The 24,555-nt window shown below is 45.1% G+C and carries 21 protein-coding genes; 11 read left to right on the top strand and 10 right to left on the bottom strand.

What is annotated here, in order from left to right; translation table 11 throughout:
* The first annotated feature begins 262 nt into the window (after positions 1-262).
* A complete protein-coding gene (locus QUB51_RS04820; protein WP_333233609.1) occupies positions 263-1,777 on the top strand; it encodes a phospholipid carrier-dependent glycosyltransferase in 1,515 nt (504 codons plus the stop codon).
* 329 nt (positions 1,778-2,106) lie between these two features.
* Here QUB51_RS04820 and trmB read toward each other — a convergent pair whose 3' ends face one another.
* The 3 genes from trmB to csaB all read right to left on the bottom strand — a co-directional run bounded on the left by trmB (position 2,107) and on the right by csaB (position 4,679).
* Entirely contained in the window at positions 2,107-2,739 is a 633-nt protein-coding gene (gene trmB / locus QUB51_RS04815; protein WP_333057179.1) for a tRNA (guanosine(46)-N7)-methyltransferase TrmB, read from the bottom strand.
* 148 nt (positions 2,740-2,887) lie between these two features.
* On the bottom strand, positions 2,888-3,619 hold the full coding sequence (locus tag QUB51_RS04810; RefSeq protein WP_333207655.1) for a Uma2 family endonuclease: 732 nt from the start codon (positions 3,617-3,619) through the stop codon (positions 2,888-2,890).
* A 13-nt stretch (positions 3,620-3,632) separates the two neighbouring features.
* The gene (gene csaB / locus QUB51_RS04805; protein WP_333057177.1) at positions 3,633-4,679 is read right to left on the bottom strand and encodes a polysaccharide pyruvyl transferase CsaB; all 1,047 of its coding nucleotides are present in this window, start codon (positions 4,677-4,679) and stop codon (positions 3,633-3,635) included.
* A gap of 410 nt (positions 4,680-5,089) precedes the next feature.
* On the opposite strand from csaB, the gene QUB51_RS04800 reads away from it, so the two are divergent.
* The 6 genes from QUB51_RS04800 (at position 5,090) to QUB51_RS04775 (ending at position 12,457) form a co-directional block, all read left to right on the top strand.
* Positions 5,090-5,401 carry a DUF2499 domain-containing protein gene (locus QUB51_RS04800; protein ID WP_333154630.1) on the top strand — a complete coding sequence of 104 codons (312 nt, stop codon included), beginning with the start codon at positions 5,090-5,092 and terminating at the stop codon, positions 5,399-5,401.
* Positions 5,402-5,417: 16 nt separating this feature from the next.
* Positions 5,418-5,837: a lysozyme inhibitor LprI family protein gene (locus tag QUB51_RS04795; protein ID WP_333207654.1), complete on the top strand. Its 420-nt coding sequence runs from the start codon at positions 5,418-5,420 to the stop codon at positions 5,835-5,837.
* A gap of 201 nt (positions 5,838-6,038) precedes the next feature.
* Positions 6,039-7,334 (top strand): transposase, encoded by a 1,296-nt coding sequence (locus tag QUB51_RS04790; RefSeq protein ID WP_333233606.1) that lies wholly within the window; start codon positions 6,039-6,041, stop codon positions 7,332-7,334.
* Positions 7,335-7,430: 96 nt separating this feature from the next.
* A complete protein-coding gene (locus QUB51_RS04785; protein WP_333207652.1) occupies positions 7,431-10,091 on the top strand; it encodes a DNA polymerase III subunit alpha in 2,661 nt (886 codons plus the stop codon).
* A gap of 1 nt (position 10,092) precedes the next feature.
* Positions 10,093-10,872 carry an LAGLIDADG family homing endonuclease gene (locus QUB51_RS04780; RefSeq protein ID WP_333207651.1) on the top strand — a complete coding sequence of 260 codons (780 nt, stop codon included), beginning with the start codon at positions 10,093-10,095 and terminating at the stop codon, positions 10,870-10,872.
* Positions 10,865-12,457: a helix-hairpin-helix domain-containing protein gene (locus QUB51_RS04775; RefSeq protein WP_333207650.1), complete on the top strand. Its 1,593-nt coding sequence runs from the start codon at positions 10,865-10,867 to the stop codon at positions 12,455-12,457. The genes QUB51_RS04780 and QUB51_RS04775 overlap by 8 nt, the downstream gene beginning before the upstream one ends.
* A gap of 169 nt (positions 12,458-12,626) precedes the next feature.
* Here the strand turns inward: QUB51_RS04775 and QUB51_RS04770 are convergent, their stop codons facing one another.
* From QUB51_RS04770 to QUB51_RS04760, 3 genes are all read right to left on the bottom strand, one after another.
* Positions 12,627-12,926: a DUF3593 domain-containing protein gene (locus tag QUB51_RS04770; protein ID WP_333057168.1), complete on the bottom strand. Its 300-nt coding sequence runs from the start codon at positions 12,924-12,926 to the stop codon at positions 12,627-12,629.
* Positions 12,927-13,389: 463 nt separating this feature from the next.
* Complete coding sequence (locus tag QUB51_RS04765) at positions 13,390-14,040, bottom strand: ATP-binding protein (protein ID WP_333057167.1); 651 nt, start codon at positions 14,038-14,040, stop codon at positions 13,390-13,392.
* A 181-nt stretch (positions 14,041-14,221) separates the two neighbouring features.
* A complete protein-coding gene (locus QUB51_RS04760) occupies positions 14,222-14,350 on the bottom strand; it encodes a hypothetical protein (RefSeq protein WP_333057166.1) in 129 nt (42 codons plus the stop codon).
* A 306-nt stretch (positions 14,351-14,656) separates the two neighbouring features.
* Here QUB51_RS04760 and QUB51_RS04755 point away from each other — a divergent pair, with 306 nt between their 5' ends.
* The gene (locus QUB51_RS04755; RefSeq protein WP_333057165.1) at positions 14,657-15,400 is read left to right on the top strand and encodes a pentapeptide repeat-containing protein; all 744 of its coding nucleotides are present in this window, start codon (positions 14,657-14,659) and stop codon (positions 15,398-15,400) included.
* Positions 15,401-15,502: 102 nt separating this feature from the next.
* On the opposite strand, the gene QUB51_RS04750 is transcribed toward QUB51_RS04755, so the two are convergent.
* A complete protein-coding gene (locus tag QUB51_RS04750; RefSeq protein ID WP_333057163.1) occupies positions 15,503-16,618 on the bottom strand; it encodes an alpha/beta fold hydrolase in 1,116 nt (371 codons plus the stop codon).
* Positions 16,619-16,760: 142 nt separating this feature from the next.
* Complete coding sequence (gene gatA, locus QUB51_RS04745; RefSeq protein WP_333057204.1) at positions 16,761-18,221, bottom strand: Asp-tRNA(Asn)/Glu-tRNA(Gln) amidotransferase subunit GatA; 1,461 nt, start codon at positions 18,219-18,221, stop codon at positions 16,761-16,763.
* 1,244 nt (positions 18,222-19,465) lie between these two features.
* On the opposite strand from gatA, the gene QUB51_RS04740 reads away from it, so the two are divergent.
* The 3 genes from QUB51_RS04740 (at position 19,466) to QUB51_RS04730 (ending at position 22,326) form a co-directional block, all read left to right on the top strand.
* Entirely contained in the window at positions 19,466-19,921 is a 456-nt protein-coding gene (locus tag QUB51_RS04740; RefSeq protein WP_333057162.1) for a helix-turn-helix domain-containing protein, read from the top strand.
* Positions 19,922-20,134: 213 nt separating this feature from the next.
* Positions 20,135-21,439, top strand: a complete 1,305-nt coding sequence (locus QUB51_RS04735; protein ID WP_333260678.1) for a serine hydrolase — start codon at positions 20,135-20,137, stop codon at positions 21,437-21,439.
* Positions 21,440-21,495: 56 nt separating this feature from the next.
* On the top strand, positions 21,496-22,326 hold the full coding sequence (locus QUB51_RS04730) for an alpha/beta hydrolase (RefSeq protein WP_333260675.1): 831 nt from the start codon (positions 21,496-21,498) through the stop codon (positions 22,324-22,326).
* Positions 22,327-22,461: 135 nt separating this feature from the next.
* Here QUB51_RS04730 and QUB51_RS04725 read toward each other — a convergent pair whose 3' ends face one another.
* Positions 22,462-22,740: a DUF1816 domain-containing protein gene (locus QUB51_RS04725; RefSeq protein WP_333057159.1), complete on the bottom strand. Its 279-nt coding sequence runs from the start codon at positions 22,738-22,740 to the stop codon at positions 22,462-22,464.
* A 296-nt stretch (positions 22,741-23,036) separates the two neighbouring features.
* Positions 23,037-24,470, bottom strand: coding sequence for a 23S rRNA (guanosine(2251)-2'-O)-methyltransferase RlmB (gene rlmB / locus QUB51_RS04720; protein WP_333233604.1), 1,434 nt, complete (start codon positions 24,468-24,470; stop codon positions 23,037-23,039).
* Positions 24,471-24,555: the final 85 nt, after the last annotated feature.

Raw genomic sequence — 24,555 nt, 5'->3', positions numbered from 1 at the left:
CTATCATAATCTATCGCACCTTGTGATCCGCGCTTTTCCTTCCGGCTGGCCAATTAGATCGGGAGCATTTGGTGAAACAATAGTCGTTACTGCTTCTCGCTGCACTCTCCAAGCATTATTAGAAGCCGGGTGTTTCCAAACAACCCGGTTTCTCATCAAAAATTCGGTTTCTGCACAAGTCCTATTTTAGGTTACTCTATATTCAGGAATTTTAAATTAGCGATCGCCCTCAAATTTAGGATCTATTATTTGCTGCTGTTTTATGAAAATCAAGAAAACACAATTTAACAAATCGAATGTTATTTTTTCCCTAGCAATGCTAGGCATTTTTCTATTTTCCTTAACTCTCCGCTTTTGGGAACTAGAGCGATTTAACACCTTAGTATTTGACGAGGTTTATTACGCTAAATTTGCCAACAATTATCTCACAAAAACTCCTTTTTTCAACGCTCACCCGCCTCTGAGCCAGTACATAATTGCGATCGGCATTTGGATCGGCACTCACCTTCCCTTCGGCAAAACCGCCGTCAACAGTATGGCTGGCTCCCTGCTTTCTCCTTGGGATTACCGCTGGCTGAATGCTCTCACAGGTTCCTTTATTCCCCTAGTTGTCGGAGCCCTAGCTTATCAGCTCGTTGGGCGCCGCACCTTTGCTTTTCTGGCTGCTTTATTTATCGCCTGCGACGGTTTGTTTTTAGTTGAATCTCGCTACGCGCTGAACAACATTTATCTAGTTTTGTTTGGAATATTAGGCCAGTTATTTATTTTAAAATCAGTAGAAGCTGAAGGTAAGAAGCGCTGGTTTTGGCTGGTGCTAGCCGGGATAGGTTTCGGCGCATCTGCGGCTATCAAATGGAACGGATTGTGGTTTCTTTTCGGTACTTATCTGATGTTGCTGTGCGCTTGGGCAGTTCGTTTTATTCAGGGAAACAAAGAAGATGAAGAACAGGTTCGCGAGGTTAATTCGGCTCTAATTCCTCCCGAAAGTCCCGTACAAAAACTGACTCAACTCAGTTTTATAGAAGTATGGTTTAGTCTAGCTATTATTCCTATTTTAGTTTATAGCATATCCTGGATTCCTCACCTGCACTTTAATCCAACTCCCAATTTCTGGCAGATGCAAACGGAAATTTTGACTTATCACCAGCGGATTAAAAGCGGCCCAGATGTACATCCTTACTGTTCCGCGTGGTACGGTTGGCCGTTGATGCTGCGCCCGATAGTTTACTTCTTCAAAAAAGCTAGCAACAATGCCCAACCAGATCCGGTTTTGCCGCCTTTACCTGAAGGTGCAACTGAGGTAATTTTTGACGTTCACGCAATGGGAAATCCCTTCCTTTGGTGGCTGTCAACCTTAGCTTTAGTGCTAGTAATAGGAGTTTTAGTTCACCGGATTTTGGTGTGGCTGCAAACGCGCAGCGAGGCTTCTGTTGACACCATAGAACAGCAGCGGCCGATTTTGTTTCCGCCGACTGCTGAAATGTGGCTGGCGTTATATTTAATAGTTAATTGGGCCGCTAATTTGCTGCCTTGGGTGAAGGTGACTCGCTGCATATTTTTGTACCATTATATGGGCTGTTCTGTGTTTTCAGCCTTAGCACTTGCTTGGTGGGTTGACAGGTGGCTGCACAGCCCTCAAACTCGACTCCGAGGGATGGGGGTAACAATTATTTTTCTGGTTTTGGGTGCTTTTATTTTCTGGATGCCTATCTATTTGGGACTGCCTTTGTCGCAAATGGAATGGAAAATTAGGATGTGGCTGCCATCTTGGGTTTAAGCTAGAAATAATTTTTTTATTAACGGGCAAGATGCCCGTTCCACAAGAAAATTAAGTTTTGTGGAACAGGCATCTTGCCTGTTCCTAAATAAAGTTCCACAAGAAAATTAAGTTTTGTGGAACAGGCATCTTGCCTGTTCCTAACCAAGGTGCAAGATGCCCGTTCCACAAGAAAATTAAGTTTTGTGGAACAGGCATCTTGCCTGTTCCTAAATAAAGTTCCACAAGAAAATTAAGTTTTGTGGAACAGGCATCTTGCCTGTTCCTAACCAAGGTGCAAGATGTAAGTTATAACATTTATGACAAAGGTGAGTTGGGAAAAGCGAGCATTATTTTTGATACAGTGCTCGATAAACTGGTTCGCCCCGTTTCAGAGTAGCAATTTCTCTTTCAGTAGGAACAGGCAGGGGATTTTCTGCTAGCCAGTTGTCGCCATTTTGACGTTTAAAACTGGGGTGAGATGAAAAGCGATCGCACATTTCGCTTTCTACTTCCTCAATATCTGACTGGATAAAAACTTCGCCGCCAATTGCCAGATAAGTTGCCAATTCGTTGACTAATTCCTGCTGTACCACCCGCCGTTTGTGGTGCTTTTTCTTGAACCAGGGATCGGGAAACTGAATGCTAACTCGCTGCAAAGTACCTGCGGGTAAAGTTTCTAAAATCGGCTTCAGGGAACTATTCGCATTGCAAAACAAATAGTGCAAATTTGTCAAGGCTTTTTCGTCCCGCCAAAGATTCGCCTCTTCTACCAGAGGTTCCCGAATTTCTAATCCTAGAAAATTCCAGTCAGTTTGTACTTGCGCCATGTGCCACAAAAACCGTCCTCTGCCGCAGCCGATATCTAAATGCAGCGGTAAATTTAAGTCCGCATAGATTTTAGTCCAATCCGGGGGACTTGCAGATGCTTGATATCTAATTGATAGGGGATTGACGTGTTCCCGCACTCTTACTCTTGCCAATTTTGCTGTCTCCTGAATGTAATTTTTAACCGCTGATGAAGGCTGATTAACGCCGATAAATATTGATGTTTGCGATGTTGTTCAATACTTTTTAATTAATGAGCAATTAAAATTTTTCCGCGGAAAATTTTAATTGCTCATTATTGCATTAGGCTTCTGGTTCAATGCCTGCTGCTCTTAATTGGGCGGCTAGTCGATCGGCTTGCTGTTGAACATTTGCTTTTTCCTGCCGTTCCCTTTCTACCATCTCTACTCCCCACAATAACATCTCTCCGCTATCATCCCACCACCGCAACCAATATCCCGTTCTTTCGGCTTTTGTTCCCTGCCAAACACCCAGAAATAACCCAACTCCTGAAATCCAATAACGGCCGAAAGCATCGGGTGGTTGTACTTCATACTTTCCTGATGAATCCAAATGGTAGACTTCTAACACTCCGGCGGCTGGTTCAAAAAGTGCATAGACTGGAACGCGCAATATTTGCTCGTAAAAATACCATTTGCCGGGGGGATAAGTTTGTTTACTAGAATATTCATCGTTGGGACTAGCTGACAAAAATTCCATCACGATCGCCGGGACTTCTCCTTCTAAGTTGGGAGTGTAACTACGGCGAATTTCTTGACTGGAAAGCGACTGAACGTTGCGGGCATAAAACCAATCTGGATCTTTAATAACTAGCTTGCCGTTTAATGTAGCGCAAATTCCCATGTTTGGGGCAACTAATATTCCTGTTAAAATTAGCCCTGCGATTTCTAGGATTTCGCGCAAGGTAGCAGCGAGCAAGGGCTGGTCGATATTTTCCACAGGTTCCTCGTCTAAAATGAAGTCGTCTGGCAATTTTTCCCAGGTAATTTTTAAGTCGGCTGTACTGGCTGTCACGGTATTTTACCTCTTACGTAGACTGCTGGAGCGCGGCTCGCAATACTTCGCGATGAAAGAGCGATCGCTCTACTATAAATTTTATCCTGTCTGGCGATAAGGCGTCGCCGTTAGCATAATGTTCGATCCAGGTTTTGCTGATTAAATAAGGATCGTCTGGCAATTCTGATAATAAGTATCCCGGCATTTCTAGCTCTTCCATTAACTGGCTGACTTTGGGATCGTAGCTGAGAGCAAAACAGCGGCATTCTTCGGATGCGGCCATAATTAAACTGTGGTAGCGCATCCCGATCGCCATTTCGACACCCCGGAACACTCCTTTCAACTTTCTCGGATCGTCTAAACTGAGAATGCAGCTCCTTTTGGGCAGGGCTTCGTGCAAATGTTGGGCAATTTCTAAGTCGTGAGACGCTTGAAAAGGCAGCAGCAAAATTAAGGTGCGAGTTGCTTTTTGAAAGTCAACTAAAGCTTGAGTTAAGATTGACAAACGGGCGGGAGTTAGTGTAGAGTGAGAACGCAAACAAACAGCTACTCTGGGCGCAGGTAAATCCCACAAACCCGACACGGGAGAATTCTCCAAAGCCCACACGGGATCGGGCGCTAAAGTAAAGGGAATTTGCCAATCTGCAAGTAAAGTAGCTGAACCTTTATCCCGCACGCTGACGGCGGTGCATCCAGCAAAACAGCGCTGAGATAACTTGCGAGTCATTTCGCGCTTCAAAGGCCCAATTCCCTGGGCCCAAGCAACAGTTTTTAAGCCCATCTGCTGCGCTAATCCCATCAAACCCCCATAATAGAAAGGGCTCACCATGCTAGTAGCGTCTTGGATTAAACTACCGCCGCCCCAGATTAGGGCGTCGGAGGTGCGGAGTGCTTCGATAACTTGAAAGGCATTCATGCGATCGCGCGCAGCTACCCCGTACCGCTGATTTGTCTCGACAGGATTGCCAGACAGGACGATCGGCGTCACGCCATCAGGTAACATTTGCAGTAGCGATGCCAACAGCGCCTCGTCGCCGCCGTTGCCTTTACCGTAATAGCCGCACAAAATTGCTCGCATTTCTACTCTTTTCTTTGTTGGTAATGGGGAATGTAACTATTTTAGATTTTAGATTTTGGATTTTAGATTTTTTTGAGATTTGAAATTTGATAATACTAATACCCAAAAAAATGTTACTGTCAGCAAACTTCAAGGCTTTACGTCATCAGTCAGCTCAAATCGCAAATCTAATAAAATCTCGAATCGCTAATCTAAAATTGTATGACGGGCCCAAAAACAGGTACAAGTCCCGACTTAAGTCGTGGATGCTCCTAAAATTTTAGACTAAAGCTCAAGCTCCAAGATTCATCTGTGGAGTAAATCTAAAATCTAAAATCTAAAATCTAAAATCGACTGACTCATCATACTTTATATGACAGTTGCCTAAGTCCCGATCGATAAATCTTTCATCTTCGTTCACCATACAAAAAATGCACGCTTTGTCAATTCCCACCTGGATTATTCACGTCTCTAGCGTCGTCGAGTGGATTGCCGCCATCTGGTTAATTTGGACTTACGGCGAAGTCACTCAAAACCGAGCTTGGTGGGCCCTTTCCGCCGGAATGCTGCCCGCTCTCGTCAGCGCTATGTGTGCCTGTACATGGCACTATTTTGACAACTCCCCAGCCCTAGAATGGATTGTTACCCTGCAAGCGGCGATGACTCTATTCGGCAATTTTACTTTGTGGGCGGCGGCTTGGTGGATTTGGCGATCGGCTCAACCAGAAAAAATTAAAGATTGAAAAAGAGGTAAATATTTTGAAAAAAATCACTATTTGGGTCAAATTAGCCGCGAGTTCGCTGTTGTTGACAGCCGGATTTTTGCTTCCCAGCAAAGCCAGCAACACTTCCTGGCAACTTGCCCAACAGCCTAACTGCAAAAGTCCTCAAACTACACAGGAGCAGAATGCGTGTTCCAGTCAAGAGTTTCAGGCAGCAGACAGAAAACTCAATCAAGTATATCAGCAACTTCAGCCGAAACTCAACAGCAAACAAAAGCAAAGATTGATAGTAGCACAGCGTAGTTGGCTCAAGTTTAGAGATGAATCTTGCAATTATGAAATGGGGCAGTTTGAAGGTGGAACTTTGGCTGCTTCTACCTACGGTTATTGCAGAGCGAGGGTGACACAAGAACGGGTTAAAGACTTGGATCGTTATTTGAAACAAGCAAGTTTGTAACAGTGCGATCGCTATTTAGTAATGCAATCGATACCCACCCTACGAGAGAACAACGATTGAGTCCCAAATTTTTTTATAAAAAACTCCCTGAAAACCCTGTGACTTTAGTCCAGGGATGAAAGGGCATCGCAGGATTTATCCTGCCTACCAATTTCCCAACTACCAAATGCAGTAAAATTAATCAAGGGAGGTGAAAGTCAAATGTATGCAGTACAAAAAGATATCTGGCATTTAAAGGGATTCGACAAATCCATTGTAGAGCAACTGCTGAGATGGTCAAACAATCTGTTTAATGTCGGGACTTACGAAAGTCGGCAACGATACTTTAAAGACAAAAGTGCGGTTAAATATCCCGACTTGTACAGGATTGCTAAAACTAACGAGAATTACAGCTTACTTTACTCGCAAGTCGCGCAACAATCCCTTAAATCTGTTGCTGAATCTTTCAGCTCTTTCCGAGCCTTAGAAAGGTTAGTCAAAAAAGGGGAAATCAATCAAAAACCCAGATTGCCTAAGTACAGAACCAAAGGCGGTATGTACCAAGTTTCCTATCCGGGACAAGCCTTAAAAATAGTCGGCAATAGGGTAAGACTCCCTCTAGGAAAGCAAGGGAAAGAACACTTCGGGACAGATGCTCTCTGGATTCCACTACCAGAAAGGCTTAAGGGTTGCCAGATTAAAGAACTCAGGTTAATCCCTAGAAATGGTAAGGTCTGGATTGAATACGTCCATGAATCTCTTACCAAGCAAGCTCCTAGCTGTAGTCTCGAAGTAACAGGGATTCTGGGCATAGATCATGGTATCAACAACTGGCTAACTTGTGTTTCTAGCAATGGTAAGCCATTTATTATTGATGGTCATAAGCTGAAATCTTGGAACCAAGAGTTTAACAAACAAAAAGCCAGAGTTCAATCAGAACATTCCCGACATAAGCTACCTCAAGGATTCTCGTCAAAAAAACTGCAACAGTTATCGGAAAATCGCGCCAGAAGAATGAGAGATGCGGTTAATAAAGCTGTCAGAACTATCATAGATTATTGCGAAAGTTACCAAATTAATGTCATAGCCTTTGGTTGGAATAAAGGACAGAAGCAAGAGGTCAATATGGGAGGAAAAACCAATCAGAACTTTGTCCAAATACCGACAGCTAAAGTCAAAGAAAGATTACAACAAGAATGCGATTCTCTAGGATGGAGATTTGTAGAACAGGATGAATCTTACACTTCAAAAGCCAGCTTCTTAGACCGAGATTTTCTGCCAGTTAAAGTTGGTGAAAAACCTGACAATTGGCAACCATCAGGTAAAAGAATCAAAAGAGGTTTGTACCGTTCGGCGAGCGGATTAATACTGAATGCAGATGTAAATGGTGCTGCCAATATCATCCGAAAATCAAATGTAGCCATAGACTCAATTGTTGAGCGAGTGGGTAGTGGGTTGCTGACAAACCCTTTAAGAATCAAACTTTGGGTGGGTTCATCCCCCAAAGTTTGTCCTTAAGAATCCCCGTGTCTTCAGACCGGGGAGTGTCAATTGATCTTTCTCTATCCGGATGGTGTACAATCTAAAATCTAAAATCTAAAATCCAAAATCGCTATGTCCTTCGTTGGTTTGCACATTCACAGCGATTATAGCTTACTAGATGGGGCGTCTCAGCTACAGCAGCTCGCAGAACGGGCGGTGGAATTGGGGATGCCCGCGATCGCCCTTACAGATCACGGGGTGATGTACGGGGCGATCGAGCTCATCAAAGTTTGCCGAAATAAAAATATCAAGCCGATTATTGGCAATGAAATGTACGTCGTCAACGGCGACATTGAAGTAAAAGTTCGAGGTAGAAGAAAATACCATCAAGTTGTTTTAGCTAAAAATACCCAAGGTTATAAAAACCTAGTCAAACTAACCACAATTTCCCACTTAAAGGGAATGCCAGAAAGAGGTATTTTTGCCCGCCCCTGCATCAACAAGGAACTGCTAAAACAATACTCCGAAGGTTTAATTGTTACCAGTGCTTGTTTGGGCGGCGAAGTTCCCCAAATGATTCTGCAAAACAAGCTAGATACTGCCCGTGAAGTAGCCACATGGTATAAAGAAGTATTTGGAGAAGATTACTATATAGAAATTCAAGACCACGGTTCCCCGGAAGACCGGATTGTTAATGTTGAAATCGTCAAAATTGCCCGCGAACTCAAAATTAAAATAATTGCCACCAATGATTCTCACTATATTTCCTGCAACGACGTAGAAGCACACGATGCTTTGCTGTGCATTAACACCAACAAACTGATTGAAGAAGACAAGCGGATGCGCTACAGCGGTACTGAATACCTTAAGTCCGCAGAGGAGATGGCGCAACTGTTTCGAGACCATTTGGATGATGAAACAATCAAAGAGGCGATCGCAAATACCCTAGAAGTCGCAAATAAAGTATCGAGATACGAGCTCACAGGAGAAGCTCGAATTCCCACAATTCCAATTCCCCCCGAACATACAGCCGATACTTATGTAGAAGAAATATCCTGGCTGGGACTCTTAGAACGCCTCAAAGCCCGCACCAGAAATGAAATCCCCCCAGTCTACAAACAAAGACTAGAATACGAACTGAAAATGCTTCAGCAGATGGGATTTTCGGAATACTTTTTAGTAGTTTGGGACTACATAAAATATGCTAGAGACAACGATATTCCAGTAGGGCCAGGACGCGGTTCTGCCGCAGGTTCTCTAGTTGCCTACGTCCTCAAAATCACCAATATAGACCCCGTACACCACGGACTACTATTCGAGCGATTTCTCAATCCCGAACGGAAATCTATGCCAGACATTGATAGCGATTTCTGCATAGAAAGGCGGGACGACATGATTAAATACGTTACGGAAAAATATGGTAGCGAGCGCGTAGCGCAAATTATTACTTTCAACAGAATGACATCAAAAGCTGTCTTGAAAGATGTTGCCAGAGTGTTAGGTATTCCTTACAAAAAAGCCGACGAAATGGCTAAATTAATTCCCGTGTCCAGGGGAAAACCGGAAAAACTTAAAGTGATGATTTCCAATGACACACCTGCACAGGAATTTAAAGACAACTATGAAAATACAATTTGCATAAATGCAGAAACTGGTACTGAAGTCCCAGTCCGTCAGTGGATTGACATGGCAATTCGCATTGAAGGAACCAACAAAACCTATGGCGTTCACGCAGCAGGTGTGGTAATTTCTTCAGAGCCATTGGATGAACTTGTACCGCTGCAAAAAAATAATGAGGGTGCTGTGATTACCCAATATTTCATGGAAGATTTGGAATTTTTGGGGCTGCTGAAAATGGACTTTTTGGGCTTAAAAAATTTAACAACGCTCCAGAAAACTGTTGATTATATTAAACAAACCCAAAATCTAATTGTCGATCCAGAAATGCTACCTTCTGATATTGAGCGCAGAGCTCAAGAGACTTTTGGCAGAATCAAAAAGTTACCAGATGATGTAGATAAAACCTATAGACTTTTAGAAAGAGGAGATTTAGAAGGTATTTTTCAGTTAGAATCCTCTGGAATGCTGGATGTAGTGAAAAAACTCAAACCTTCCTGTCTTGATGATATTTCTTCTATTTTGGCACTTTACCGACCTGGGCCGCTGGATGCAGGTTTGATTCCTCAGTTTATTGACTGCAAGCACGGTAAAACCGTTGAGTACGATCATCCGCTATTAGAACCGATTTTAAAAGAGACTTACGGAACGCTTTGCTTTCAAGAGCAAATTATGCGGATGGCTCAAGATTTGGCGGGCTATTCTTTGGGTCAAGCTGACTTGCTGCGGCGCGCAATGGGTAAGAAGAAAGCTGATGAAATGCAGAAGCAAAAAGAAACATTTATCGATGGGGCAACTAAGAATGGAGTAAGTCAAAGAATTGCTGAAAAGTTGTTCGCCCAGATGCTACAATTCGCGGAATATTGTTTGAGCTATGACACGAAGATATTGACGGTGGAATATGGGCCCATGGCTATTGGCAAAATCGTTGAGGAAAAAATTGAATGTACTGTTTATAGTGTTGATAGCAACGGTTATATTTATACACAGTCAATTTCACAGTGGCATCGCCGGGGGCAGCAGGAGGTCTTTGAGTATTGTCTGGAAGATGGCTCGATAATTCGCGCCACAAAAGATCACAAGTTTATGACTGTTGGCGGTCAAATGCTGCCCATTGACGAAATCTTTGAACAAGGATTAGACTTAAAACAAATAAACTCTAGCTCAGATATATAAAATGTATCTCGACTATAGGCAGCTAAAATCGGAACACAAGGAAAAAATCATTTCTGCTTTTAATCAGGGCATGGAGTGTCGAGACATCCCTAACTACCTTGGTGTAAGCGAAAGAGCAGTTTCAAGGGTTTTAAAAGAAGCGAACATTAATACTAAGCGGCGAAACCGCTATACTTTAAATGAGAGCTATTTTGATGTAATTGACTCTCAAGCTAAAGCTTATTTATTAGGATTGATAGCTGCTGATGGCTGCGTTACTCAAACTAATTATGTAGCTTTTGAATCTATTGACAAAGAACTTACAGAAATGCTCAGCATAGAGCTACAATACTCTGGTGAAATTAGAGTTATTCAGCCTCAAAATTATGCTCCTCACTACCGAATAAATTTTTCTTCTGAAAAGCTGGCAAGCTCTTTACAGAGCTACGGCATCATAACAGGAAGAACTTTTTCGGAAGTTACCTATTTCCCTAACTTAAAATATTTAGGGTCTTATGTGTTAGGCTATTTTGATGGTGACGGTTGTGCTTATGCAAACAAAGGTAGAAGTGGCGGTTTAGTCTGCATTGTTGGTTCCTTTGAATTTGCCCGCGAACTAGCAATGCACCTAGGGATGGGTTCTGTACAAGAGCATCAATTAAAAAAAGTTTATTATTGGAGAATCTTTAGTCGAAAAAATATACAAGCATTCTATGATTTTGTGTATCAATATCCCAGCTTGGGATTGCAACGAAAGAAAACTAAAATAGAGGCTATTCTCAGGAGTTACAAACATGGTTAAAATTATTAGTCGAAAATCACTAGGAACTCAAGAGGTCTATGACATAGGCGTTGAACGAGAACATAACTTTATCCTAGAAAATAGTTTGGTGGCATCTAACTGTTTTAATAAATCCCATTCAATGGCCTATGCCTATATCACTTATCAAACTGCCTATTTAAAGGCGAATTATCCTCTAGAATACATGGCTGCACTGCTGACGGCTAACAGGGGCGATCAGGATAAAGTACAGAAATATATTGCCAATTGTCTCAAGCTGGGTATTGAGGTTGAGCCGCCCGATGTTAATAGCTCGGAACTTACTTTTACACCGATGCCGAAACAGATGACTGGCTCTGCAAAAGATAAAATTTTGTTTGGAATTTCGGCGGTTAAAAATGTGGGAGAAGCGGCAATTGAAAATATTTTGGCGGCGCGGCAGGAAGGGGGTAAGTTTAAATCGCTGGCTGATTTGTGCGATCGCGTAAATCTCCATTCTGTCAACCGCCGCGCTTTAGAAGCATTAATTCAATGCGGTGCTTTTGATAAAATTGAACACAACCGCAATCAATTAGTACACGACCTCGAAGGGGTAATTAAATGGGCGCAAGAGCGCAAAAGAGACCGAGAAAGCGGCCAAGGTAATCTTTTTGACTTGTTAGGTGGGAATAGCTTTGGCAAGTCAGTCAATACCTATGAGTCCGCGCCAAAATCTAAATTAATAAAAGATTATGACAACCAAGAAAAATTGCGTTTAGAAAAAGAACTGCTTGGCTTTTATGTGTCAGAACATCCCCTAAAGTTTCTCATGCAAGTAAACCCAGACCCCGATGTGGTGACTCTCGAAGAGTTAGCAGATAAAAAGGGGAAAGTATCAGTTATTGTCATGCTCAGCGCTATCAAAATGGTAGTGACAAAAAAAGGCGATGCGATGGCAATTTTGCAATTAGAAGATTTGACTGCTCAAATAAAAGCTGTGGTGTTCCCCAAGTCTTACGAACAAGTGAAACCTTACATTGTAGAGAATGCTATCTTACTGATTAGTGGAAAAATCGAGAAAGATGGAGAGGAAATTCAGATAATTGTAGACACTGCAAAGCCGGTGGAAACAGTACAGGTTGAAGAGGAAATCGAGAGGGCCCAACCGGAAATAAATAACCATTGGCCGGCGGAACCAGTCAACGTTGTACGATCGACAAAACCTGTCGAAGTTTTAGAAATGGTGATTGTCAAGCTGACACCGCAGCAAGTACAAGACGGGAAAAAACTCAATTCCCTCAAAGCTATTTTGCAAGAACTTTCCAATCGTGGAGAAGATGCTAGCGTTTCTGTGGGGGGAATGGTTGTCGGCGAATATTCCTGTCAACCCCTTCGCATTAGCCCTCAATTGTGGGTGCAAGATGGCGAGGGAACTGTTAGCCGGCTCAAGTCGGCTGGATTTGATGCTTGGGTTTTTCCTCTAGAAAATCGCGGGGATGCTGCGGTATTTCGAGAAATGCGATCGCAACTTAATGTACATTCTTGGGCTAGTCGTTTACTTGACACTGAAACCGATCGCCTTCACCAGTATGTCAATTATCTCGCCCAACTAAGGAATGAGAATTAAATAACTTCCACTCTTGAAAGTGGGATGGGCTCTTATAGCCCGTCATGAGTGGACGGGCGGGACGCCCATCCCACAATAACAATTAAAATTGTAAGTTATTTAATTCGCGATCCTAAACAGACGCTAGTCAAATGAAAGTCTCGCATTAATCCCGACTACCCTCTCAAGTTTATTCTTGTGAGGATGCTTTGGCTTTAATCACCGCTTCTCTAAAGCCTAAAACTAATAAAATATTGGCAAGTGTCAAGAATAGTTCCGCAGAACCGTGCAGCCAATCTACATTTGCTAGTGACTCGTTGTAGGCAACTTTTGCGTAAATTGCGGCGGGAATCGTCACCGCTACAAAAACGAGAGTCCCGTAAAATCCCATCAGAGCTAAACGGGGTGTTTTTCCCGATCGAGTCAAAAACCAGAGAAATCCCAAGTAGGGAAATAGAGACAGAACAAATAAAGTTTCTTTGGAAATCATTAGTAATTGGTGAGCGACCAGATACTATGATAAATTAAAATATCAAAAATTAGTGTGAATAATTTTTAACCTTTAATGTTGAGTTTTTAATATTTAATTATAATATTTAATTCGACAGATGCACCCGTTTCTATCGAACCGCTATAGAATCACCCAATACCATAGCTCTTAACCCAAGCCGCAGCAGGTGGGCAGTATTCAAAACCCCTCACCCACGCGGAGACAAAACCCGTAAATTTTCCCCCTAACACCGTTTTTAGCCTACTAACACATTTTTTACCGTGCCAGTCTGTTAATTGTCCAGGAAGCATCTCATATTTGTAAAAACACTTCTTCTGGCTCCTTCCTTCTTCCTCTTCCCTCTTCCCTCCTGCCTCCTGCCTCAAAACTCCTGCCTCAAAACTCCAATTTCTAGCGGAGGCCTGCTTTCATTGAGATGCTCCCATTGTCCATCACCCCAAAGCTACCCAGCAATTAGAAAGAGAGACGGTTCCAAAGTTTTCTGTCTGCTAGGCATCAAGTAAGCCTCGTTCAAAACCTCTAAATCCAAGCCGTTATTTCTATCTGCTGCAATAATTTCCTTCAGCTTAGCATCAAAATCAAAACACGGCCCGCAATCCCAAACTTTGAGTTCCAACCGTCCATTAAACACCGTAATTTCGAGTTGCACAGGAGTTTCTACTGGCAGATTTTTGTGAGCGTGGCGAACTGCATTAGTGAAACCTTCAGCCAACCCCAACTGAATCTTCCACCAAACTTCATTGGGGAGCGATATATCTTTCAACTGTTCAAACCACAACAAAACTTGAGTTAAAGCATTGACATCTGTGTTGACTTGCAGGCTAATATGTTGAATAAAAGTTTCATGCAGCTCTTCTTCCTGCTCTGTTTCAGTCTGCCAATCCCAGGTGTTTAATAAATTCATTAACCCATCTAAAACGCTAGCTTTTTTTATATTTTGGGAGCGATTGCAACCTTCTACTTCGTAACTTTTGCTCAGCCACAAACAGTTTCGATCGTCGAGAGTCCGGGTGTAACTGATCTCGTCTGCAATCTGCCACATGAGTTTGATCCCCCTGCCACCTTCTGCAAGTTGATCTATGCTGTTGGACATCTATTTTCCTCGTCTGAAAGTATTAGCTGTACCCTATTTTCCCACCCGCCGATACATTTGGTATATTTTTTTTATACTTGCTGGCTCGGTATTATTTCGGGGATCATACAAAAATGCTATCTTTTTTATAGAAGGCAGCGCATCAGCAATATGTCTTAAGAGTCTAAGCCAATTGGCTTATTTACCGATCGCCTGTAGGGAGAACGATCGCCCTCGGCAGCAAAATCCCACTGCATCGATTACCAATACTTATCCGTTGTCGGAGTCTGCCACTTGCTGCTGCCGTCGCCAGATATAGAATCCCTGGCATTTAGCGCCTCCGGTCGATCGCCGTTCGCTGCAAGGGAGCCTTGATGTGCGGGCTTTCATCCCAAAGGCGTAGGTAATATCCGCGATGGAGAGCGCGATGGCTACGCCCCGGCTTACGCCTACGAACCTTACACCGTCGAGCCGCGTCCATCCACTAGACTAGGACTTACGCAAACCACCCAGTTTCTGCTTAGAATCTTGGGTTGGACAGCGATGAATTAACGAGGAAACCGGGTTTTTGGTCTCCCGCGCGTAAGTCCAGCAGACTAATCGGTGTTGAAAGGCAGTTACAGGACTTACCAAGACTATGACCAAAATCAAACTGAAAATTCTGACAGCAGCGATAATGCTACTCCCATTTTGCGCCGCACTTCCCTTACAAGCTCAAAATCTGTCCCTAGTAAAGCGGCTGCTAGAAACCAGAGGATGTCCCGGATGCGACTTATTTGGCGCTTCCTTGAGCCGTGCAGATTTGTTTGGCGCTTCCTTGAGCCGCGCCACTCTCAGCAGGGCTGACTTAGTTGATGCCGACTTGACTGCGGCTGACTTAATGGAAGCTAATTTAAACAACGCCAACATGAGAAACGCCTTTTTGGCCGACGCCGACCTCAGCAAAGCCGACATGAGCAGGGCCGACATCAGGGGAGCCAACTTAGAAAATGCCAACCTCAGCGAGAGTTTTCTGCCAGACGCATCCCTCCAGTTGGCTAACTTAAAATGCAGTAATTTGAGCGCCGCTAAACTAACTAGAACTGACCTAAGAAATGCCGATTTAAGCGGTGCAAATCTCAGGGGTGCAGACCTCAAAGAAGCCGATTTAAGCGGTGCAAATCTCAGCGGTGCAGACCTGAGAAATGCCGACTTGAGGGATGCGAGATTGAACAAAGCTAATCTCACAGATGCCAATCTTTGCGGTGCCAGGATGCCAAACCAAAAAACATCTTGGCGAGGCTGCGAGGTTAAGAAAGAAGAAGCTATAAGCGCGAACAATTACTGTAATTACTGCTATGCCTTAAATGACTGGTGGCTTAATGTATTAAGGTTCTACTAAGTAGTATCATCGCGATAACTGCTCTGTTTAATATGTACAGTTAGAAGTGCGAGTAGGCGGTACAGATATCAAACTTAACCTGTTACCGCCAAGAGCTTTGATCTACTGTGAACAACCTAAAAATTGGCTCAGTATTTGCAGATATTCTGCGCCCCCGATATCTGCCACATTAGTGTGACCTCCATCAGGAACTATGTACAACTGTTTGGGTTCAGGTGCTGCATCAAACAGTTTTTTGGTCATTTCCACTGGAACTACATTGTCAGCAGTCCCGTGAATAAACAGCACAGGCATTTGCAGGCGATCGACTTTTGAAAGAGAATCAAACCGCTGTGTCAGCAAAACATCGATCGGAAACATCCAAAACAGCCCTTTTTGGAAATTCACCATCGCCCGCGTCGAAGTAAAAGAGCCTTCTACAATTACCCCTGCCGCCTCCGGGTGACGCAAGGCTAGATCGATCGCGATCGCCCCTCCCAAAGAATGACCGTAGAGATAAATTTGATTCGGGTTAATCCCCCGCTGTTTCACCAAATAATCCCAAGCAAGCTGAGCATCCTCATAAACCTGAGATTCACTCGGAAAATCGCCCTGGCTTTTGCCATAACCACGATAATCCATCACAAATACCGACAAACCTAACCCATGAAATCGATAAGCGTGTTCGACATTTGATCCCACATTTGAAGCATTGCCGTGCAGGTACAAAACTACCCCCCCTAACCCCCCCTTGTTAAGGGGGGGAACCGGAGCGACTGCCGGTCTCTCACTTTGCGGGGACGTTCCGACTCCTCTAGCTCCCCCCCTTGGCAAGGGGGGGCTGGGGGGGGTATCCGAGTCTCCGGTGTTAACAGAGGGAACAGCCTCCCCCTTTCTTGCTCCCCCCCTTGGCAAGGGGGGGCTGGGGGGGGTATCCGAGTCTCCGGTGTTAACAGAGGGAACAGCCTGCCCCTTTCTTGCTCCACCCCTAGCTTCGGGGGGGCTGGGGGGATTTTCCGATGCAGGAATCCACCACCCGTGAACGCTGTCCACCGCGCCTGTTTTAGTTGGAATTGGCAACCAAACATCTTGATATTGCAACTGAAAATCATCTGGCGTAGTTTCGATCGCCCGCGCAGGAAAAAAGATAAACTTACCTTGCGCTACAAAGAGGAATACACAAGCAGCAGAATAAGCAACGGCCAAAACTATCCCAAAAGCTATTAGCGATTTAGACAAAAGGAATACTAGGAAATTGTTCATAGATAGAGCACGCGGGAAATTAGAGATCGCTCAAAAGCTAATGGCAAATTATTAATTCAGACAATTAGCCAAGATCGATTACTAACTTCCGCCACCGTATTCCGCCGATTTTCAGAAATTAATGCAATTCGGGGTGGTGCAAGTGCCAATTCGTAGACTGTTCGTAAGCGTGAGCCACCTGAAACAACCGAGATTCTTGCAAAACATTACCAATCAGTTGTATACCCACCGGCAGTCCTTTATCATCAAATCCGCAGGGCAAACTCAAAGCTGGCAAACCAGCAAGATTCACCGGAATAGTCATCAAATCTGACAAATACATACTCAGGGGGTCATTGAATTTTTCGCCTGCCTTAAATGCGGTAGTAGGAGCAGTGGGACAGACTAAAACATCAACTTGAGAAAAAGCTTTTTCAAAGTCTTCTTTAATCAAAGTCCGAACTTTTTGAGCTTTTAGATAATAGGCATCGTAATATCCAGCCGACAATACGTAAGTGCCGATCGCAATCCGGCGTTTAACTTCCGCACCGAACCCTTGAGAGCGGGTTTTGGCATACATATCCAAAAGATTATCGGAGTCTGGAGACCGGAAACCGTACTTAACTCCATCATATCGCGCCAAATTTGCCGAAGCTTCCGAGGGAGCAATAATGTAGTAAGTGGGCAAACCGTAGCGGAACCGGGGACAAGAAATGACTTGAATTTCGGCGCCCAATTGTTGAAATTGCTCGATCGCCTTAGTAACAGCGTCTTTAACCCCGGAGTCCAGCCCTACACCAAAAGTTTCTTTAATTACACCAATTCTAATCTGACCCTTCGGTCGCAAACTGGGTCTTAAAGCTTGAGCGTAGTCAGGAATTGGGACATTAAGACTCGTGGAATCTTTCGGATCGTAACCGGCGATCGCCCCCAACAAAATCGCCGAATCCTCAACAGTCCGGCCAAAGGGCCCGATTTGATCGAGAGAAGAAGCATAGGCCACCAAACCGTAGCGAGAAACCAACCCATAAGTCGGTTTCAGCCCCACCAACCCGCAAAAAGCTGCAGGTTGGCGGATTGAGCCCCCAGTATCCGAACCCAAACTCACGACGCATTCTCCAGCGGCTACTGCTGCGGCAGAACCGCCAGAAGACCCTCCGGGCACGCGCTCCAAGTCCCAAGGATTCGCGGTAACTTGATAAGCAGAAGTTTCTGTCGAGCTCCCCATTGCAAACTCGTCCATATTCGCCTTACCCACAATCACCGCACCGGCTGCTTGGAGTTTCGAGACGACGGTGGCATCGTAGGGAGGAACAAAATTCTCCAAAATCCGAGAGGCGCAGGTTGTGGGAACGCCCTCGGTGCACATATTATCTTTAACGGCGATCGGGATGCCGGCCAACAGGCCAATTTGCTCTCCGGCTGCGATTTGGGCATCCACTTTATGGGCCTGCGCCAGTGCGCTGTCTGCTGTCACGCACAGAAAGCTTTTCAACTTCGGCTCTAGCTGGGTAATTCGGTCTAATGCTTCTTGAGTAATTTCCACAGCAGAGCGTTCTTTATTGACCAGTTGTCGGTGCAACTCGCGGATGGATGCCATGCTCGTACCTTTATCATTTCTACTTTGAGACAATACAGTTAATATAACTGGCAATTGTACCTGCTTACAGCCCGAAGGCAAAGTCGGCTATTTTTGTGGCGAAAGTTTGAGCCTCGAAGAGGGCTCCGCTAACGGGCGATCGGTCATTTTATATACAATAGATTAAATTACCCAAATCCCACGGGCCACCAAATAGCGATCGAGTTTTTTACCTAATTTTTTAACAAACCAAGAATGCAACTGTATCAGCACTGATGCAAAAAGTGGTTTGACGCCAGATTTATATGAGTAAGGGGTAAGGTGTGCAATGCGACCCCTACATAATTAGGTTCGGTCTCCAAGACTGTCTATGCAAGATCGCAATCATTAGGAAATCAGTCATTCCAAATTCTGTAATCTAAATTCTAAAATATTACAGCCCAGTTTGTCCTCGATGCAACCCAGGATTTATGGGAAAAAAGATGCCCTAAAAAATCAAATAATCCCAGATAATGACTGCTTTATTGCTGGAATATTCAGACTTTACTAAAATTTTTGTTATATAAAAAATCCCACGCTTGTTATATCTGATTTATTTTTAATAGCATAGTTAGCAGCATCTGCCTCGGATTTCTTGTGAAATTAATCACGTCCTGAATATTCCGAAAAACATGAAGGAAAAATAGAAAAGGATGCTAATAAAATATTAGAGTATGGCTGTCGATACCCTAATAATTATGGTCAGATTAGGAAGAGCAGTTTTTTAGTCAACAATCACTGAAAGTTATCAGTCAGCCGAGTGAATTAATGGCTGCGGCGCGATCGAAGAAAATAGTAATCGACCTTTTCCGATCCACGCCCATTGTACTAGAGCTCAAAAAGCCTGTCAGAAATCAGGGGTTCACAAAAAAGCTCGAAACGCTCACCGCCACACCGAGGTCTTTTGTTGCGCGCACCTGCAAAAAAAACAGCAGTCAATCGATTTTAGATTTTCGATTTTAGATTTTAGAGGCGACCCCACGGATAAATGCGGGGGCAATAAGTGATTTTCGATTTTAGATTTTGGATTGATTCCACGGATAAATCACGTGGCGGGTACCACGTTTGAAATTCTTGGTCCTTCCTCAAATGCGACTAGCTGCGTGCATCTGCGCTAAAAAACGCTAGGTATTTGCCGCCACGATCCCCAGGAAAATAATTTCATCCGGAATTATCCCCAAAACCAAAGATATATGGTAAGAAGTTCCCGATGCCCCGTTGGAGGAATGCCACCTAAAGCTCACTTAGAATCCCACCTGACGGCAGAGGAACTCAAAATTCGCTACCGGCAGGCACAAAACACCACAGAGTCGCGCCGCTGGCACTTGCTGCTGTTAGTGTCCCGAAATTGGACTATCAAACAAGCAGCCCAAGTCGTAGGCCTCAACTACGACTACGCCAAAGAAATTGTCCAGCGCTATAACCGAGAAGGGCCTAACTCTGTGAGAAATCGCAGCGGAGACCGCCAGCCCCCTCCTGCAAAATCCTTGCTGAATCCTGAACAGCAAGAAGAACTGCGACAAGCGCTGCTAGGCCCTGCCCCCGACGGCGGAGACTGGACAGGCCCCAAAGTCGCTCGCTGGATTGCCGAAAAGATTGGTAGCGATCATGTCTGGCCCCAACGCGGCTGGGATTACCTCAAGCGGTTGGGTGCTGACTGGCGACGGCGGCGCAGAAAGTAGATAGTTCGCAATATTTAGAGGGGGTTGATTGCCTTCGTGCGATCGCTCCCTTTATTTTGGTTATTTTGCCACATTGGCGCGATCGAACTATTTTAGATTTTAGATTTTAGATTGAAGAAAAAATCTAAAATCTAAAATCTAAAATCTAAAATCGTTTGACTGATGTAACGATAGCTGCTTATATAGAATTTGGTTGTGTTGAGGATGTTAAATATGCGAGGGATCAGGCGTTTTTTGTCGATCGCCAACAAGATGGCGGCAGTAGTAGCCGGCATTGGACTGGTTCAGATGTTAACCATCGCAAGTTCATTCTCTCAATCATCTAACCCGCGTTCCCTAGACGAACTCTACAAAATTCGCGATGGGCTAATTGCCGAATTAGAACAACCCTCATCTCCCTCCCCAGAACCAAGCATCCTCTCCGGCTTAGTTCCCTTCGCAGCCGCCAATCCTCAAGAACAACTGCTACAGCAGTTGCAAGCGGTGGAAGCTCAAATATTAGTAGAAAAGAGGGCTAACGACAACTTACAGCAAGCAGTCCGTTTAGCCAACAGAGCCGTAGAAACTAAACAGCAGCCCAATAAGTCGATCGCATCTTCGCAGCAAACTCAATTTTTCTGGCATCAAGCCCTCAACAACTTGCAGGAAGTTCCTCAAAATTCATTTTTAGCTTCCGTCACTGCCTCAAAAACTCAAGAATACCGGGGAAATTTAACAGCAGCAACCTCTCAAGTGCAGCAAGCAAAATCTGATGTTTTGGGTGCACTTGCCCGGGAAAGCGGTTTGTCGGCTCAAGCTTCGATCGGCCTTTGTAACCTTTCTAGAGAATGCGTACACCTGCGGGGCGATGTACCTCCTGTCAGTCCAGCCAGCTTAATTAAATTGCCGATTGCTGTCGCCCTGATGCAAAAAGTCGAAAAAGAAAAAATTAGTCTGAACCAGGAAGTATTAGTCACTCGCGGTAATTTCACCGAAGACGCATCGGCAAAGATTAGGTCTAATCGCAATTATCCGCTACAGCTACTGTTAGAAGAAATGATCTATCGCAGCAGCAATATCGCCACCAATCAACTAATCGATTATTTGGGTTCGGATTACATCAATCAATATTTAGATAATAGCGGCTACGAAGTCACCCGCGTCAACTTCAAATTAATGGGGGAAAGAATTATGCCCTCCAACCCCGGTTCTGGTCGCAACCGCGTGACTGCTAACGAACTCACCGAAATGATGGTGCAAATTTACAACGGCGAAACACCCGGTGCTAAACTATTAATAGAAACTCTCAACCGCCAGTACGATCACGCTCTGGGATTTGCCGCATTGGAAGGAACGAAAGCTCAGTGGTTGGGGGAAAAAACAGGCCAAAATTCCTGGGTGCTCGGCACAACTTTAGCGATGAGCATCGACGACGAGGCCTATGTGATTACTGTGATTGACAGCCGCAGCGGCGAGCTACAAATGCGCCAGTCTATTTCTAAAATTGCCGATTACATTGTCCGAAACCCCAGCTTTTAACCGCTGGAATATACAATTTATAGCGGGGGACAACGCACCGCCCAAACAGTTAAAAAATGCCGCATCAACAACTCAGTGTTTCCGTCGAAGGCAAAGGATTTCCTATTCTCTGCTTGCACGGCCATCCAGGTTCCGGCGATTGTATGTCGGTATTCACAGAACACCTATCAAAGCGGTTCCAGACGATCGCCCCAGACTTGCGCGGATACGGCAACAGCCGCACCTCAACTTTCTTTGAAATGACCGATCATCTGGTCGATTTAGAAGCACTATTAGACAGATTAGGAGTCGATCGGTGTTTGGTAATCGGATGGTCTTTGGGAGGGATTTTAGCCCTGGAATTAGCCATGAAATATCCCCAGCGAGTCACCGGTTTAATTGTACTCGCATCCGCAGCAAAACCGCGAGGAAGTCACCCTCCCATCTCTTGGCAAGATAACCTTTACACTGGTTTAGCCGGAATTATCAATTGGGTGATACCGGGTTGGCAGTGGAATATTGATACTTTTGCGAGGCGATCGCTCTTTCGCTACTTGATACAGCAGCATAAAGCCACCCCTTACCGCTACTTAGCACAGGCAGGTACCCCCGCCTACCTCAAGACTTCCAACACGGCCACCAAGGCGTTAAATACCGCTCTGAGGGCTGGATACGATCGACTGCTGCACCTGGGCGACATTCATTGTCCGTGCTTAGTGTTGGCCGGAGAAGGCGATCGGCACATCACCTCAGCATCCAGTTTAGAAACCGCCCGCCACCTCCATGATTGTCAGTGGCAGTGTTATCCCAATACAGCCCACTTGTTCCCTTGGGAAATTCCCGATCGGGTACTCGCAGACATCGATCGTTGGATAGAGAGTCACCCCGAAGCAGTGGGCAATTGCTAGTCTTAAATTTGGAGTTTGTCACAAGCAATTAATCACCCAACACTCAACTGTTTTGAAGTTACAACTGACAACTCAAAACCGCACAGCGTTGCGAGGGAAGCGTAGGCCTCTCAAAACTCAAAATTCCCCCTGCTTCTACTGACCGCTCAAAACCGGCCACAGCCCTCCATCACCAAGCTTTCCCAAATCTTCTGCAACCGTCAAAGTAATTGGTTTGCAGCGGTGAATCGAAACACTAACACCTTCTGCCCCTTCATTTTCTATGTCTTCTACATATCCTGCTTTTGCAGTTGCCGCCTCTGCTTGGGTTAAGAACGGGCCAAAATAGTAAATGCACCGCGGCGCTGAAGTTTTAACTTCAACCCACCAAGCCAATCCGAAAAAGTTGAGCAAGCTAATCAAGAATTCTTTCATCTGCTTTTCTTCTAATGTATTTGACGGTGTTTTCAGGGTGCTGCGAACACGCCTAGGCTTTTGTTATTTACACGTGGCTGACTGCTGCCAAGAACCGCTCCAAACCTATTTAAATATATCTAAATAGATTTGTGTCGAATTCCTGTTTGAACCTAGGGGCTAGGCTTCTTCTACTTTCGCCGGAACAAGTAACGACAGTCGATCGACTATCCTTACTTGTTCCGGGTGTCGTGCCACTCCATGCTGGGCGGCATTGACAATAAACTACTCTGTTGTGCTCTTTTTTTCAACCACCTTTACGATCCGTGTACGTGAAACTTTTTGGGCCCGCGCTGACGGTAAATTTCGTATAAAGCCATCCCTGTTGCTACCGAGACATTCAGGCTAGGAGTCTGGCCCCTTAAAGGAATTGAAACTAATCCGTCACATCCGCGCTGTATCAAAAGGCTCAAACCGTCAGCCTCACCACCCACCACTAAAACAGTCGGCCCGGAGAACTTGACTGTCTCTATAGATTGACTGACGCCTGCTGCAGTGCCATAAATCCAGAATCCAGCCTCTTTGAGTTCTTCCAGCGCCCGGTTAAGATTGACAACCCTCGCCACGGGCAGGCTTTCCAATGCCCCTGCTGCCACTTTTCTCACTGCTGAGGTAATCCCAACCGCCCGCCGCTGCGGAATCACCATGCCCTGAGATCCCAATGCTTCTGCGGTGCGAATAATCGCCCCTAGATTGTGCGGGTCGTTGAGTCCTTCTGCTACCACAATTACTGGATCTTCGCAAGCCGACTTAGCCTTTGCGATCAGTTCGCTCAAATCCAGGTATTCGTAGGCTGATACTTGAGCCGCTACGCCTTGGTGGTTTGCTTTGCGCGTGATGTAGTCGAGGCGCAAATCGTCAACTTCGTCAATGATGCTGCCGTTGGCTTTGGCTTCGGTTAGCAAGCTATGAAAGCGGGGATCGTAGCGCAGGTGCGGCACAACCCAGATCCGGTTGAGGACTTGGTTTGTTTCTAAAGCTGCTTGTACCGCATGGCGGCCGTAAATCATGTCGTCTGTGTCTGCGTCTGGTTGCACGACTGTATTGGAGGCAGTGTCAACAGGGCGAGTGTCTCTGTCTTTGTCTCTGTCTCTGAAATGGTTGCCCCGGAATTCCTGCGGGCTATTGTCTTTGTCTCTGTCTTTGTAATAATTGCCCCTGGATTCCTGCGGGCTGCTGTCTCTGTTTCTGTCTCGGAAATTGTTGCGGGCCGGCTGCGGGCTGCTGTCTCTGTCTCTGTCTCGGAAATTGTTGCGGGCCGGCTGGGGGCTGCTGTCTCTGTCTCTGTCTCGGAAATTGTTGCGGGCCGGCTGGGAGCTGCTATCTCTGTCTCTGTCTCGGAAATTGTTGCGGGCCGGCTGGGGGCTGCTATCTCTGTCTCTGTCTTGGTAATAATTGCCCCTGGATTCCTGCGGGCTGCTGTCTCTGTCTTTGAAATGATTATTTCTGCGAATTTCCGGTTGGCTGTCGGAATCGACTCTCCGTTTGAAAATTGCTCTCACGGGCATTTCTCGCGATTGTGGGGCGAAGGTCGATCGCTTTTGAGGGGCGTCTACTCCGCGAGTGTCGGGACGGGGCTTGCGTTCAAAGCGGGGAGAGGATGGTTGTGAGTCCTGACGGCGGCCTTCGCTTTTGAATGGCTTGCTGTCGGAATTCGATCGCGAAAAGTTGGGTTTGGTAAATTTTCTCATTGGTTTCTTGTGGTCAAAAGGTTTTGGCTGAAGGCTAGTCGATTGTAGATTGTAGATGTGAGATTCTTGATTGAGGGAGCAATCT

It is taken from the genome of Microcoleus sp. AT8-A3, assembly GCF_036705675.1.
GTDB lineage: Bacteria > Cyanobacteriota > Cyanobacteriia > Cyanobacteriales > Microcoleaceae > Microcoleus.
The sequence above is the reverse complement of the archived record's forward strand: the minus strand, read 5'-3'. Positions and strand labels throughout refer to the sequence as shown.

Coding starts and splice junctions, on each gene's coding strand:
- QUB51_RS04820 (WP_333233609.1), top strand. CDS start 263: ATGAAAATCAAGAAAACACAATTTAACAAATCGAATGTTATTTTTTCC.
- csaB (WP_333057177.1), bottom strand. CDS start 4,679: ATGCGAGCAATTTTGTGCGGCTATTACGGTAAAGGCAACGGCGGCGAC.
- QUB51_RS04800 (WP_333154630.1), top strand. CDS start 5,090: ATGCACGCTTTGTCAATTCCCACCTGGATTATTCACGTCTCTAGCGTC.
- QUB51_RS04790 (WP_333233606.1), top strand. CDS start 6,039: ATGTATGCAGTACAAAAAGATATCTGGCATTTAAAGGGATTCGACAAA.
- QUB51_RS04785 (WP_333207652.1), top strand. CDS start 7,431: ATGTCCTTCGTTGGTTTGCACATTCACAGCGATTATAGCTTACTAGAT.
- QUB51_RS04780 (WP_333207651.1), top strand. CDS start 10,093: ATGTATCTCGACTATAGGCAGCTAAAATCGGAACACAAGGAAAAAATC.
- QUB51_RS04775 (WP_333207650.1), top strand. CDS start 10,865: ATGGTTAAAATTATTAGTCGAAAATCACTAGGAACTCAAGAGGTCTAT.
- QUB51_RS04770 (WP_333057168.1), bottom strand. CDS start 12,926: ATGATTTCCAAAGAAACTTTATTTGTTCTGTCTCTATTTCCCTACTTG.
- QUB51_RS04765 (WP_333057167.1), bottom strand. CDS start 14,040: ATGTCCAACAGCATAGATCAACTTGCAGAAGGTGGCAGGGGGATCAAA.
- QUB51_RS04760 (WP_333057166.1), bottom strand. CDS start 14,350: ATGCCAGGGATTCTATATCTGGCGACGGCAGCAGCAAGTGGCAGACTC.
- QUB51_RS04755 (WP_333057165.1), top strand. CDS start 14,657: ATGACCAAAATCAAACTGAAAATTCTGACAGCAGCGATAATGCTACTC.
- gatA (WP_333057204.1), bottom strand. CDS start 18,221: ATGGCATCCATCCGCGAGTTGCACCGACAACTGGTCAATAAAGAACGC.
- QUB51_RS04740 (WP_333057162.1), top strand. CDS start 19,466: ATGCCACCTAAAGCTCACTTAGAATCCCACCTGACGGCAGAGGAACTC.
- QUB51_RS04735 (WP_333260678.1), top strand. CDS start 20,135: ATGCGAGGGATCAGGCGTTTTTTGTCGATCGCCAACAAGATGGCGGCA.
- QUB51_RS04730 (WP_333260675.1), top strand. CDS start 21,496: ATGCCGCATCAACAACTCAGTGTTTCCGTCGAAGGCAAAGGATTTCCT.
- QUB51_RS04725 (WP_333057159.1), bottom strand. CDS start 22,740: ATGAAAGAATTCTTGATTAGCTTGCTCAACTTTTTCGGATTGGCTTGG.
- rlmB (WP_333233604.1), bottom strand. CDS start 24,470: ATGAGAAAATTTACCAAACCCAACTTTTCGCGATCGAATTCCGACAGC.